The following is a 14,235-nucleotide window of genomic DNA, read 5'->3' on the forward strand; positions in this document are numbered from 1 at the left end:
GCCGATGCGACCATTTGTGGGACAGTTTGTGGGACATTTTGATGGCAATCCGGCGGGAACAGGATTGCCATCACCACGGATATTAACCGGTTAATCCGTTTGCAGAAAGAAACTCCGAAACCTGCGCTTCGGTCGGGAGGGCAGCAATCGCACCGCGTTTGGTGGCCGTTATTGCCCCGACCGCATTGGCAAAACGGCATGCTGCCTCGACCTTTTCCGCAGATTCCAGCAATTGCGGATCTTTCAACAAACGCGACAGGAAGCCGGCAGTAAAACCGTCCCCTGCTCCGGTCGCGTCGACAGCCGTGACCTTGAACGGATCGGCCGAACCTTCGAAATCAGGTGTAAAGAACCGGCTGCCTTTCGGGCCCGACGTCACGATCATCAGTTTCCAGTGATCGCACCACAATTCACGAACGCCTGCTTCAAGATCATCCTTGCCGGTGATAAAGGCGACTTCGTCGTCAGAAATTTTCACAATATCCGCCTTGGTAATCGCAAGACGCAGCATATCACGGGCGGCATCCGCACTGGGCCAAAGCGGCAGGCGCAGGTTCGGATCACATGAAATGATCGCGCCGTTTTCACGTGCAATGTCGATGGCAGCAAGCGTCGCCGCGCGCGGATCATCGTCGATCATGCAAAGCGTGCCATAGTGAAACAGCGCGCATCCCCTCAGCATGTCCTGATCCAGATCGGACGGCGACAACAGCATGTCGGCCGACGGGCTGCGATAGAAAGAAAATTCACGTTCGCCATCGGCCCGCAATGAAACAAACGCAAGGCCCGTCAGGGCTTCCTTGGTCAGGACAATGCCCGATGTATCGACATTGTCGGCTTTGAGCGTATCGACCAGAAAATGACCGAATGCATCATCGCCAAGCTTGCCGATAAAACCCGTTTCAATTCCAAGCCGCTGCAATCCCACAGCCACATTGCCCGGCGCACCGCCTGCGGCCTTGGCAAATGCCGGCGCATCGGCAAGGCCGGTGCCAGTTACGGTCGGAACAAAATCGATCAGCAATTCCCCAAGGCAAACTGCTTTTGCGCTCATAGCGTTTCTCCGTTTATATCGCCCGGCAATCGGGTTGCGGGCATTATCATTTGCTGTGGGACGCGACGTTTTTAAATCGATTCAATTCATCAGGCAAAGGAAAAGCCACTTCGCGAACAAAGTGGCTGATTTCCGGGCATTATACTGCAACTTCAGGCAGCTCTTCCAAATGCCACTTCACGCGCACGACCAAGTGATGTCATCCATTCCTCGAAATGATCATCATGTTCAAGCTGATAGCGATAATGCCGGTTAAGGGCAGCCGTCAGCTTACCGTCCCGACCAAGCAGATTATCAGCAAAGGCAATCATCCGCGAATTTGGCCAGGCAATCGGACGCATGGCACGAAGGGTTGCAAAAAGTTCATCTTCGTTTGCATCGGGCTGGGTTTGCGCCATTAGCGTCAGCATCGCTGCTGTCGAACGTGAAACGCCCATATGGCAATGCACCAGCAAATGGCCGTCCTTACGGGCATCGACGGTGTTTTTGAGTCCCTCACCAAAGGCGAGAACCTCTTCGACATGGGCGACCATCGGAGCCATCTGACCGGGCAGTTCATCAATGATATCGTGGAACCGCAAAATGGTACGTTCATGGGGGGCATAAGCCGCGAATGCATCGGGGTCCGGTCTTTCCGGATCAAGGACCGAAAGCACATGCGAAACCGACCGGGTTTGATGGGTTGGCAGTTCATCAATGCCACAAATCGTCAAAAGCGAAATAGAAACCGGTTTCATGTCTTTCCTCCAATACACTGATTAAGCGCAATAACATCACAGCAGCCGTAAAAAGCAAAGGGCCGGTACTGTTAAAATACCGGCCCGCTTTGAAATCTTTGTGATCTTGCTATTACGGCTTTCGGTTCACCGCATGGATATTCAGCATTTCCCAAGCAATCGTCGCACCGGCAAGCGATGTGATGTCCGATACATCATAAGGCGGGGAAACTTCCACCACGTCCGAGCCGATCAGATTGATACCCCCCGCAAGACCGCGCAGGATCGAAACCGCCTGATGGCTGGTCAGGCCGCCCAGAACCGGCGTGCCGGTACCCGGTGCATAGCACGGGTCAAGCCCGTCGATATCAAAGGTGATATAGGCGTGATTATCACCCACCACGTCCTTGATTTTGGCCACGATCTGATCAATCGACATCGCCTGCACATCTGGCCCGTAAAGGATGTTGTATCCGTGGGTCGATTCATTGTGCGTACGGATACCGACCTGAATGGATTTCGACGCATCGACAATGCCGTTCTTCGCCGCATGCCAGAACATGGTCCCGTGATCGATCCGATCACCATCGTCTTCCCAAGTGTCGGAATGGGCGTCGAACTGAATAAGCGAAATCCCCTTGCCGTACTTTTCAGCATGGGCCTTCAGGATCGGATAGCTGATGAAATGATCACCGCCGATCGTCAACATCTTTGCCCCGGAACTGACGATATCGCGTGCGTGATCCTCGATCATTTCCGGGATTTTATGCGGATAACCGGGATCGATGACCATATCGCCATAGTCGATCACGGCCAGTTCCCCAAAGATATCGCGCCCGGACGGAAAATGTGGTGCCCATGCAAGATTGACCGACGCACGGCGCACCCCCTGCGGGCCAAGGCGCGTACCAGGGCGGCTCGACGTTGCAAGATCAAAGGGAATACCGGTTACCGCAACATCAATGCCCGTAAGATCACGGGTATATTTGCGGCGCATGAATGACAGCGCGCCGGAATACATCGGCTCGCTGGTATTCTGATGCACGGATTTCGCAGTAAAAGCGTTGTCGCCGCCTTTGGTATCAATAACCCCGGTACTGCTCATAATTCGTCCCCTTGTCCTTTCCGAACCTCAGGCGTCGCCCAGTGCAATCCAGGTCGACTTGATTTCACAATATTTGTCCATCGCATGCAGCGAACGGTCACGACCGGTGCCCGATTGCTTGTAACCGCCAAACGGCATGGTGATGGATCCACCGTCCCAGCAATTGACCCAGACAAGACCGGCACGCAGTTTTTTCGCGGCCAGATGCGCCTTGTTGATATCGCGCGTCCATACGGCTGCGGCAAGTCCATATGGCGTATCATTTGCCGTCTGAACAGCCTCTTTCCAATCCTTGACCGAAATCACCGACAAAACCGGGCCAAAGATTTCTTCCTTGGCGATTGTCATGTCGTTTTTGACCGCATCAAAAACGGTTGGTTCGACATAATAGCCACCGGACTCGGTGCGTGCACGCTTGCCGCCGGTGCAAAGTTTTGCACCCTCTGCCGCCCCCTTCTCGATATAGCCCAGAACGCGGTTCATCTGATTTTCATCGACAATCGCGCCCATCTGACTGTTCGGGTCCAGGGGGTCACCCGGCTGCATTTTGCGCCCTGCTGCAACCACTTTCTCGATGAACTCATCCTTGATGCTTTCTTCGACAATCAGGCGCGAACCGGCCGTGCAAACCTCGCCCTGATTATAGAAAATTCCGCCTGCTGCCGCTTCGGCCGCCGCGTCCATATCCGGACAATCGGCCAGAACGATATTCGGGCTTTTTCCACCACATTCCAGCCAGACGCGTTTCATGTTCGACTGACCGGAATATTGCAAGAACAGTTTTCCAACTTCGCCCGAACCGGTAAAAGTCACGCAATCGACATCAGGATGCAGACCAAGCGCCTTGCCCGCTGTCGGGCCAAAGCCGGGCAGAACGTTCAGAACCCCAGCCGGAAGACCGGCTTCGACCGCCAGCTCCGCAACACGGATCGCGGTTAATGGCGACTGTTCAGCAGGTTTGAGAATGATCGAGTTCCCCATCGCCAGTGCCGGGCCCAGTTTCCAGACCGCCATCATCAGCGGGAAGTTCCATGGCACGACTGCCGCCACCACGCCCAGCGGTTCACGCGTGATCATACCGATTGCGCGTGCTTCGCCCGGTGAAATCTCGTCATAAATCTTGTCAATCGCCTCTGCGTACCAGCGAATGCATTTATAGGACAACGGAATGTCATCACCCGCCGCAAGGCTGATCGGTTTGCCCATATCAAGACTTTCAAGTAGCGCCAGTTCGGCTGCATGCTTTTCCATCAGATCGGCAAATTTCATCATGACGGCCTTGCGCTTGCCCGGTGATGCTTCCGACCAACTGCCTTTTTCAAAGACCGCACGCGCGGACTGCACCGCGCGATTGACGTCTTCAACATCGCATTCGGCGACTTGGGTCAAAATCTTGCCGTCGCGCGGGCTGATGCAATCAAACGTTTTACCCGATGCCGCATCGACATAAACGCCATTGATAAAGGCCTTGTTGCGGATCGTCAGGCTGGCGGCCTGTGCTCTAAGCTGTTCGAAATTCAACTGGTTTGTCATCGGAAATCCTCCTGACGGATCGCGCGTGCTGTTTGTTCCGCGCGATATTCAAACATGATGATTGTGCAATCAGTATGACGGTGGTGTCGCGGCACTGACGACTTCGCATTCAATGTCGCCCGCGTTACGAAACCGGTGCGGGATTTCCGCATTGAAGTAATAGGCGTCACCTGGTCCAAGAACCTGAACCCGTTCGCCCACCGTGACCTCAAGCTTGCCACGGACGACAACACCGGCCTCCTCACCCTTCTGGACGATCAGATTGTCGCCGGTATCGCCGCCGGGCGGATAAATTTCATGAAGGACGCGCAGATTGCGGTCCTTGCGTGTTGCGCCGACAAGACGCATCGACATGGTGCCATCGGAAAGCTCGACGAGTTCTTCCTTGCGAAAGAAAATCTCCTCGCCGTTTTCCAGATCAATCGTAAAGAAGTTGATCAGGCTCATAGGGATGCCTGCCAGAACCTTGGCCAGACTGTCGACCGACGGGCTGACCCGGTTCTGTTCAATCGTCGATATCGTGCTGTTGGTGACACCGGCGCGGCGCGCCAGTTCACGCTGGGATAGCCCGTACATGGTACGTACTGCTTTCAGGCGATCCCCAACCTTTTGTGACATCCGGTCTCTTCCCTGTCGGTCGCTCTTATCGGCGACCATTTTGCAAAAGTGGCGTTATACCGCGTCAAGATACCAGCGGTATTCAAGCGGCGTGACCTCCGAGAAGAATTCGTCATATTCGGAACGTCGGCAGATATCGAACACCTCGACAAACCGTTCCCCCAGATATTCCTTGACGATGTCACCCTCGACAAAACGATCAAGTGCAGAAATCATGCTGCGCGGGACGATCTTGCCGCCATGCTGTTCATAGCCGTTACCAACAATCGGATCACCTGGATCAAGCTTGTTCTTGATGCCGTAATGCATCCCTGCAAGAACGCAGGCCAGAACCAGATACGGGTTGGCATCCGCGCCCGACACACGATGTTCGATACGCGCGGCTTGCGGGCTACCGGCTGGGATACGCAGGGCAACCGTACGGTTGTTAAGCCCCCAGTTTGGAGACATCGGCGCATAGGCCTTGTTCTGGAACCGGCGGTAGGAATTCGGATTTGGCGCAAAAATCGCCATGCTTTCAAACATCGACGCCTGCAAGCCGCCAATAGCGTTCAACAGGAGGTCCGAAACATCCTCGTCGCCCTTGGGCGACAGGGCGTTGTTTCCTTCCTCGTCACGCAGCGACACATGAACGTGCAATCCGTTACCCGCCTGATCGGAATAGGGTTTTGCCATGAATGTCGCGGTTACACCATGATCCCAGGCAATACCTTTGACAACGCGCTTAAGCTGCATCGCGTGGTCTGCCGCCTGCATCGGATCATTGACATGACCCAGATTGATCTCGAACTGGCCGGGGCCAGCTTCGGCAACGATTGTATCGGCCGGAATGCCCTGACGGTTCAGTTCGGCAACCGCGTCATGAAGGACTTTTTCGAAATCCTCGATCTGCTGGAGGCCATAGACCTGCACACCATCCGACGCGATCCCGCCGCCAAGCGGTGCGGGTGGCAAGGGTGCGGCAGTTTGTTCGTTCTGATCGGCAAGATAGAATTCAAGTTCCAGCGCCACGGTCGGATAGAAACCATCCGCTGCCAGACGATCCACAACCGCCTGCAAAACGTTGCGCGGATCGGCAAAGAATTTTGTACCGTCCAAGTTATACAGGCTCATCATGACCTGTGCCAACGGTAGCTCACCATAGGGAACCGCATGCAGGGTTCCCGGGATTGGCTTGGCGATATTGTCCTGATCACCACTGGACCAAAGCATGCCGGTACCTTCCGGGTTGTCGCCGGTGATATCCACCAGACACACAGAACCCGGCATGTTGATGCCTTCATGGAAGCTTTTAAGAAACTTCTGCTTGCTGATTCGCTTGCCCCGGAACACCCCGTTCACATCAGGAATGAGTAATTCGACAAGTTCTATATCCGGATTTGCTTCAAAGAATCGTTGAGCTTCCGCCCTACTGTCTTCGACGAACGACTTGTTCATCGTCTAATACTCCCAGAAAAGCCTGTTTATTTCACTTTTCATCGTGCCCCGCCCAATGATTGCGGTCAAGCCCCTCGTTCGATATATCGTGCAAATAATGCACTGCAAAATAAACGCACGACATCATTGCATTGGATATTAATAATGGTTTGAAACAACCAGTGCATATCAAATTTGGCGCCAAGACGACAAAATTGTTTCATAAAATTTCCCCTTGCAAAGGTGTTCAAAAAAACGAACACTTGTCTCAGATGTTCAACATATCGCACAAAGCAGGCGACCATCGCTGTCAGGAGACGTTATGAATAATTTCGACAAAACCGCCTATTGGCAGGATATCGATCAGCAGCACCACATTCATCCGTTTACCGATACGGCCGACCTTAACAATCGTGGCACACGCGTGATTACACGCGCCAAAGGCGTCTTCATCGAAGATTCGCATGGTAAACAGTATCTGGACGGCATGGCTGGCCTGTGGTGCGTCAATGTCGGTTATGGCCGCAAGGAACTTGCCGAAGCCGCCTATAACCAGATGCTGGAATTGCCCTACTACAACAACTTCTTCCAGTGCGCGAACACGCCTGCGATCGAGCTTTCCAAAGTTCTTGCAGAAATCACGCCCGATGGTTTGAACCACGTATTTTATGCCAACTCCGGGTCGGAAGCGAACGACACGGTCGTGCGCATGGTGCGCCAGTACTGGAAGCTTAAAGGCCAGCCGGAACGCACCTACATCATCAGCCGCAAGAACGCCTATCACGGCTCGACCATTGCCGGGGCATCGCTTGGCGGGATGGCCGGGATGCATTCACAGGGCGGGCCGATGCTGCCTGATGTTGTGCATATCGATCAACCGTACTGGTACGGCGAAGGCGGCGATCATAACCCCGAAGAATTCGGCCTGATTGCCGCACGCAAGCTTGAAGAAAAAATCGAAGAACTTGGTGCCGACCGCGTCGGCGCCTTCATCGGCGAACCGATCCAGGGTGCCGGTGGCGTGATCATTCCGCCATCAACCTACTGGCCGGAAATTCAACGCATCTGCAAAAAATACGACATTCTTCTGATTGCAGATGAAGTCATTTGCGGATTTGGCCGTACCGGCAACTGGTTTGGCTCCGACACGTTCGATATCAAGCCGGACCTGATGCCAATGGCAAAGGGCATGTCGTCGGGTTACCTTCCGATTTCGGCCGTTATGGTCGGTGAACGGGTTGCTGACGTCCTGATCAACGAATGCGGCGAATTTACCCACGGCTTCACCTATTCCGGCCACCCGGCAGCCGCCGCCGTAGCCTTGGAAAACATCAGGATCATTCGCGATGAAAAGCTTGTTGAACGTGTCCGCGATGATATCGGTCCGTACTTTGCCGAAAAACTTAAAACCCTTGCCGATCATCCGCTGGTCGGGGCGGTTGAAACCGTCGGCCTGATTGCCGGTATTCCGCTGGTCGATAACAAGGCGACCCGCAAACCGTTCGATAAACCGGGCACGGTTGGCACGATCTGCCGGGATGCCTGTGTTGAAAATGGCGTTATCATGCGAGCCTGCGGTGATCGCATGGTGGCATCACCTCCGCTTTGCATCACGCACGGCGAAGTCGATGAGCTGGTCAAACGCGCACGTGCCGCGTTTGATGCAACAGCCAGGAAAATCGGCAAAATGTAGGTTCCGATTTAAATCAAGACATTACACAAACACCCGGCGGGATATATCATTCGCCGGGTGTTTGTGATTTTGCCTCGAAACACTGCTGAAATGCCCCATCTCAAAAGAGTCCGCCATGCTCAAACGCCTTTATCAATCCCCCGCCTATCAAACCGCCACCCTGCCCGACAGCTATTGGGTTGCCAGTGCTGGAAATCTGCCCGAATGTGATCAAATGCCCGATGAGGGCACCATCACGGCCGATGTCGCGATCATTGGTGGTGGTTATTGCGGCCTGTCAGCTGCACTGGAACTGGCAGAAAGCGGCATTGATGTTGCGGTATTCGATGCCGGGCGTTCCGGATGGGGCGCATCAGGGCGCAATGGTGGATTTTGCTGCATGGGCGGAAGCGGCAAAAGCTATGCCCAGCTTTCAAAGAAGTTTGGTGATGACCAAACACGCCATTTTGCCAAACTTCAACACAGTGCGATTGACCTTGTCGCATCGCGGCTTGAAGAGTGGAATATTGATGCTGATCGTCATTCGGACGGGGAAGTCATACTGGCGCACAAAGCCAATCGGGTGGCGGAATTGCGCAAAGAGGCCGAGGAAAATAATCATTTTACCGGTATCGAAAGCGAATTCCTGACCAAGGACGAGCTTCGCGAACGCGGTCTTTGCGCGCAGGAAACCCATGCAGGATTGCACGTCAAAAAAGGGTTTGGCCTGCATCCGTTGAAATATCTGGCCGGACTGCATCGTGCCTGTGTGACCAAAGGTGTTCGGATATTTGAACAGGCGACCATTGAAGACCTCCAAGACACCGGGGACGGTTACATCCTGACCTGCAAAAATGTGCGAATTTCGGCGAACAAGGTCGTCATCGCAACGAATGGATACAGTGCCGAAAACCTGCCAGACTGGATCGGCGGGCGATTGATGCCGGTCTTTTCGGGTATTCTTGTCACCCGACCGATGTCAGATCATGAGCTTGCAGTGCAAGGCTGGACCAGCGACCTGATGGCGTTTGATACCCGCATCTTGCTGCACTATTTCCGTAAACTCCCTGATAATCGGTTCATGTTTGGCGGCCGCGGCGGCATCACGGCAATCCCCGCCGCATTTGATGATGCAAAACAGCATCTGTTGGCGCATTTCCGCCGGATGTTCCCCGCATGGCAGGATGTCGAAATCACCCATCACTGGAACGGTCTTGCCTGCCTTTCGCAGTCGTTCCGCCCCTATCTTGGTCGGGTTCCGGGGCATCGGGACGTCTGGACGGGACTTGCATGGCATGGCAACGGCGTCGCACTTGGAAGTCTGGCCGGGAAAATGCTGGGTCAGCAAATTCTGGGCACCAAGGGCCCGGATGACGTCGGTGCCATCATGGGGACACCGCCGGATCGTTTCCCGTTATCAAAGTTTCGCCGGATCGGCCGCAGTCTTGCCTATCGCTATTATGGTCTGCGTGACGAGTTTGCGTAATCAGTAAAACTGACCTATGTCATGTCGCGGATATGGCCTTTGCGCTATTGCCCGGATTAATCCTTATCGAGCACGAGACGAGCATGTCAGATCAACCGACCCTTGCCGAAATCAAAGAACGGCGTGAAATCGCGACCCGCAAAATCCGCGAGGAAACCGGTATTGATCACCAAATGATCAAAGATATCGTGCATGGCTTTTATGCCAAGGTACGCGACGACGCGATGCTGGGCCCGGTATTTGCCGAGAAGATCACGGATTGGGATCACCATCTGGAAAGGATGTGCATGTTTTGGGCATCTGTCGCACTTGCCAGTGGCGCCTATGACGGTCGCCCGATGCAAAAGCACCTGACACTCAGGATCGACCGCACCCATTTTGATCGCTGGCTTGAATTATTTGCCGAAACACTGGCAGAGCATTGCGAAACAGCTGCCGCGCGTCACTTCATGGAACGCGCCCTTCGGATTGCATCCAGTTTCGAAATCGGGATTGCTGCGCATAACGGCGTCATTCTGGGTAAAGGCGAACGTTACGATCCGGTTTCGGCATGGTCCCCGAAATAGGCCAGAACTCATAGTAATCAGCACACTGCAAAACTTTTTGTCAGCTTTCTTAAGACCGACATGTTGACAACATTGTCCTGCTCTGAACAAAATATTTTTACGTGTTATTACTAGACGGGGGCAATCTTCGCGCGCACTGAACTGGCAAATCAAAGGGCTTATATTGGCAGCCCTGCAAGATTGCTATGTGCCAGACCGATTGCAGAGTACGACGGACGAGAGCGGAGAAAGACGATATGTGGTCTTGGATTGGCGTCAGCGCAGTCATCATTCTAGCCCTGATTACCTATACGATTTATGGTCACAAACGTCATCTCAGCCCGACAAAGGGTAAGAAAATCGATCTTTCTCAACGCCCAAACAGCGCGCTTCTAATCATTGATCTGCAAGAAGACTTTACGCTGGCCACCGGCAAAAACGCCTATGAACCTGCCGCGGTCGAAAAAACGATTTCCGCGATCAATGAACTTGTTGAAATTGCCAACAAAACCGGTCAATCGGTGATCTCTGTCCGTCAGATATTCAAAGGCTGGTACATCAATCTTCTGGTTAGTCTGTTCAATAAGGGGCGCGGCTGCCAGAAATCACCGGGCCTTGATCTTGATGCCCGCCTGAACGGCGATATCGATCATGACATTACCAAAGCCCGCGCCGATGCCTTCAGCGCGCCTGAACTTGAACGCGTTCTTGAACGCCAGAAAGTCGGCAAGCTGCAAATCGTCGGTCTGGATGGAAATTACTGCGTCCAAGCAACAATGCAGGCCGCAATCGACCGCGGATATGATGTTTCATTCACCGATGCTGGCATTTTGGCGGTCAACCCAGGAATTTGGCAAAAAACTAAGGCCCGCCTCGCGGCGAGTGGTGCCAAAGGCACCAGCACACAAGCCCCCGCCAAGGCATTCTGAAACTTTACAGTCTGTCGCGGATTGAATACCAGGTCATGGCAAGAACCAAAAACGGATAGCGCAACGCCTTCCCGCCCGGGAAGCTTGGAATTTTGATGTTTGACATCACATCAAACCGCTCCATCGTGCCCGATATCGCATCGGCCATGATCTGCCCGGCCAGTGTCGCCATGGCAACCCCATGCCCGGAATAGCCCGTCGCGGTATAGACGCGGCCCTCTACCTTGCGGAAAAACGGCATGCGGTTCATCGTAATCGCAAGCGTCCCGCCCCAGCCATAATCGATTTTCACATCCTTAAGCTGCGGATAGACTTCCAGCATATACGGCGCAACAAAGGATTTTATATCCTTGGGGAAGTGATAGCTGTATGTCTCGCCACCGCCAAACAACATGCGTTTATCAGCCGACAGGCGATAATAATTGATCACGAATTTTGAATCCGCCACCGCCACATCATCGCGGATCAGTTCGCGCGCCAGATCATCGCCCAATGGCTCGGTCGCAATAACGAAATTGTTGATCGGCATCACCCGTCTGGCAACCCGGTCTTCCAGCCCGTCAAGATACCCGTTGCAGCCCAGCACCATCATGTCGGCAGTAATACGATGCCCGCCCGCCGTTGTGACAACGACCTTTTCAACATTTTCATAGCCGGTAACCGTCGCGTTTTCAAAAATCCGCGCCCCGGCGGCACGTGCCGCATCCGCAAGTCCAAGCGCGAAGTTCAGCGGATGAAGATGCCCCGCCTCCATATCAAGCGACCCGCCATGATAAAAATCCGACCCCAGCATGTTGCGGATTTCATCCCGGCCAACGGCACGAATGGCGTGGTAGCCATATTCGGTCCGGAGTTTTTCGGTATATTCATGCGTGCCTGCAACAAATCGTTCGCGATGATCGGCATGCAGAATGCCCGGTTTCCAGTCACACTTGATGTCATGCCTGGTAATCAGGCTTTTGACGATATCCTTGGATTGCTCGGCAATATCCCATAGCTTTCTGGCATCGTCGCGACCGACCATCTTTTCAAGATCGTCCTGTTCACGGCGCTGTCCCGATCCGACCTGCCCGCCATTGCGTCCTGATGCCCCCCAACCGACCCGATGCGCTTCGAGCAACACCACACTATACCCGCGTTCCGCCAGATGAAGTGCCGAGGACAGTCCGGTAAACCCGCCGCCGACAACAACAACATCGCAAACCTGATCCCCATCCAGTTCGACAAAGGGTTCGGTCTTGTTGGCCGTCGCGGCGTAATAGGACGACGGATATGCACCGGACTTGTCATTTGCGGTTAGGAAGCTTGGGGTAAACACGCGATGCCTCGGATTGGTTGTCTTGAGATTTATAATCCTCTCATGGTGCCGGAATTGATCGGACCATCAAGGGAAAACTGGCTAGAACCAGCCTTCGCACATGCTTTTCACCGATTATGTCAAAACAGGCAACAACCGGAACAAAGGATTGCGCAAAAACCGGTTTATAAGGGTAATTCAGCGCACCTGCGTTACCGCTTCAACCATCCTAAGGGCTGTCTTGGTGGCCGCACATCCACCACGTGCCGTGCAACGCAAATCCGGATGCATCATTGCGCCAATTTTAACCGTCTGATCGACCAGTTCGTCATATCCCAACACCGCATCAAACCCGGCCATAACCGCCATTGCCGATGAAAAGGCGTGTGATACCCCGGCGACATTGCGCGCATGGCACGGGATTTCAACATCCCCGCCAACCGGATCACATACAAGGCCCAGGGTATTCATCAAACACATGCTGGCAGCATCAAAACATTGTACAGGTGTTCCGCCAAATGCCTGCGCCACACCCGCGGCCGCCATTGCCGCCGACGCACCGGTTTCCACCGAACAGCCCCCGCATTCGGCGGCAAAGGTTCCGCGCGCGGCAAACACGGCACCCACCAGCGCCATCACCTGCAACGCATCGGTCGCCCCATCCAGATCAATGCCATGCCGGATAAGGCCATAAAGCGTGCCGGGAACAACCCCCGCGCTGCCGGCCGTCGGTGCGGCACAGACCAGCCCGCGATTGGAATCCCGTTCCATCGCCGAAAGGGCACCTGCAATCGCATCCTGCAAAACCGCCCCGCCCAGCCCTGCGGGCAAATTGGCGTCGCGAACCTTGCGCGCCCGAAGGGTTAAAAACCGCATCACATTGTCTTCGGGTTTGGCATCAAATCCTTCGGCCACCACGCGCAACATCAGTTCACACCGTTCACGGAAAAGTTCGCGCGTTGCATCACGTGACAGTCCAAGACGCCTGGATTCCAGAACAAGTCCCGCCTCGGCAAGCGATCCGCCCTGCTGTTCGGCCACGGCAATCACCGCATCGCTGGTCGAAAACAGATCGTCAGTCGCACACACCGGATATTGCGAGGCCGCGGCGAAACGAACGTCTTTGATATCGTCCTGATCACGCAAAGAGGCTATCAGCTTTGTATCAGGCAAGGCCTGCAAGGCAATTTCGCAGCGGTCATGATCCGGGTCGACCGATATTCCGAGCAACCTGTTGCCATTCAAAGCAAGCCCGGCGGCAATATCATCCGACCGCGCACCGATATCAGGGCCCCAGACAAACACGCTTGCGGTTTTGCCAGTCAGAAAGACCGGTTCGCCATTCATCGCATCGATGTAATACATCCCGCCACCAACCGATGCACCGGCATACAGATCGGCACGATCCGCGCCATTCCGCTCGGTTACGGTCAGTTCAAGGTCAACCCGGTTGGGATGGTTGTTGTTTTCAAGTTCGACGATTTCGACAGCGAAGAGAAATCCCTCGCCCCGCGTCACACGCGGTAAAATGTCACGGTAATCTGTATCCGTCAGCGCCGCCCCGGCAAAACCGGCGGCAAAATTTTCATCCGAACTTTGTGCCTGATACACGGGCGCAAACGACCCGCGCGGATCGAAACGGACAATCGCCTTTTTCAAAACCTCCCCATTGCTGCACGATAATTCGCGCGCGACCTTCGCCATCATATAAGGTGCTGCGCAATGGGAACTTGATGGGCCGCGCATCACGGGGCCGATCACGGAATTAAGCAGACTGATTTCTTGCATGGCGGGGCAATCCGGGAAAATTGCATGTGATTTTCCCAGATGATCGCGCGCAAGATGGACGAAAGCAATGACCGAA

The 14,235-nt window shown here is 54.3% G+C and carries 12 protein-coding genes; 4 read left to right on the top strand and 8 right to left on the bottom strand.

Translation table 11 applies throughout. The features are described from left to right. Positions 1 to 82: 82 nt before the first annotated feature. The 6 genes from IT971_RS11385 to IT971_RS11410 form a co-directional block, all read right to left on the bottom strand. Complete coding sequence (locus tag IT971_RS11385) at positions 83 to 1,054, bottom strand: PfkB family carbohydrate kinase (RefSeq protein WP_063091898.1); 972 nt, start codon at positions 1,052 to 1,054, stop codon at positions 83 to 85. A gap of 152 nt (positions 1,055 to 1,206) precedes the next feature. Then, a complete protein-coding gene (locus IT971_RS11390; protein ID WP_063091897.1) occupies positions 1,207 to 1,791 on the bottom strand; it encodes a tyrosine phosphatase family protein in 585 nt (194 codons plus the stop codon). 112 nt (positions 1,792 to 1,903) lie between these two features. Continuing rightward, on the bottom strand, positions 1,904 to 2,875 hold the full coding sequence (gene speB, locus IT971_RS11395; RefSeq protein ID WP_007089376.1) for an agmatinase: 972 nt from the start codon (positions 2,873 to 2,875) through the stop codon (positions 1,904 to 1,906). A 27-nt stretch (positions 2,876 to 2,902) separates the two neighbouring features. Beyond that, positions 2,903 to 4,408, bottom strand: a complete 1,506-nt coding sequence (locus IT971_RS11400) for an aldehyde dehydrogenase (protein ID WP_037991369.1) — start codon at positions 4,406 to 4,408, stop codon at positions 2,903 to 2,905. Between the two features lie 69 nt (positions 4,409 to 4,477). Further along, positions 4,478 to 5,026, bottom strand: coding sequence for a cupin domain-containing protein (locus tag IT971_RS11405; RefSeq protein WP_037991371.1), 549 nt, complete (start codon positions 5,024 to 5,026; stop codon positions 4,478 to 4,480). Positions 5,027 to 5,080: 54 nt separating this feature from the next. Continuing rightward, on the bottom strand, positions 5,081 to 6,463 hold the full coding sequence (locus tag IT971_RS11410; protein ID WP_007089373.1) for a glutamine synthetase family protein: 1,383 nt from the start codon (positions 6,461 to 6,463) through the stop codon (positions 5,081 to 5,083). 301 nt (positions 6,464 to 6,764) lie between these two features. On the opposite strand from IT971_RS11410, the gene IT971_RS11415 reads away from it, so the two are divergent. The 4 genes from IT971_RS11415 to IT971_RS11430 all read left to right on the top strand — a co-directional run bounded on the left by IT971_RS11415 (position 6,765) and on the right by IT971_RS11430 (position 11,074). Next, positions 6,765 to 8,135, top strand: a complete 1,371-nt coding sequence (locus tag IT971_RS11415; RefSeq protein ID WP_063091896.1) for an aspartate aminotransferase family protein — start codon at positions 6,765 to 6,767, stop codon at positions 8,133 to 8,135. A gap of 115 nt (positions 8,136 to 8,250) precedes the next feature. Next, positions 8,251 to 9,600, top strand: coding sequence for an FAD-binding oxidoreductase (locus IT971_RS11420; RefSeq protein WP_063091895.1), 1,350 nt, complete (start codon positions 8,251 to 8,253; stop codon positions 9,598 to 9,600). Between the two features lie 83 nt (positions 9,601 to 9,683). After that, a complete protein-coding gene (locus tag IT971_RS11425; RefSeq protein ID WP_037991379.1) occupies positions 9,684 to 10,166 on the top strand; it encodes a group III truncated hemoglobin in 483 nt (160 codons plus the stop codon). Positions 10,167 to 10,402: 236 nt separating this feature from the next. Further along, entirely contained in the window at positions 10,403 to 11,074 is a 672-nt protein-coding gene (locus tag IT971_RS11430; RefSeq protein ID WP_063091894.1) for a cysteine hydrolase family protein, read from the top strand. 4 nt (positions 11,075 to 11,078) lie between these two features. Here IT971_RS11430 and IT971_RS11435 read toward each other — a convergent pair whose 3' ends face one another. Then, positions 11,079 to 12,392, bottom strand: a complete 1,314-nt coding sequence (locus IT971_RS11435; protein WP_063091893.1) for an FAD-binding oxidoreductase — start codon at positions 12,390 to 12,392, stop codon at positions 11,079 to 11,081. 177 nt (positions 12,393 to 12,569) lie between these two features. After that, positions 12,570 to 14,159 carry an L-serine ammonia-lyase, iron-sulfur-dependent, subunit alpha gene (locus IT971_RS11440; RefSeq protein WP_063092020.1) on the bottom strand — a complete coding sequence of 530 codons (1,590 nt, stop codon included), beginning with the start codon at positions 14,157 to 14,159 and terminating at the stop codon, positions 12,570 to 12,572. Positions 14,160 to 14,235: the final 76 nt, after the last annotated feature.

The sequence above is a fragment of the Thalassospira sp. B30-1 genome (genome assembly GCF_015767575.1).
Classification (GTDB): Bacteria; Pseudomonadota; Alphaproteobacteria; order Rhodospirillales; family Thalassospiraceae; genus Thalassospira; species Thalassospira xiamenensis.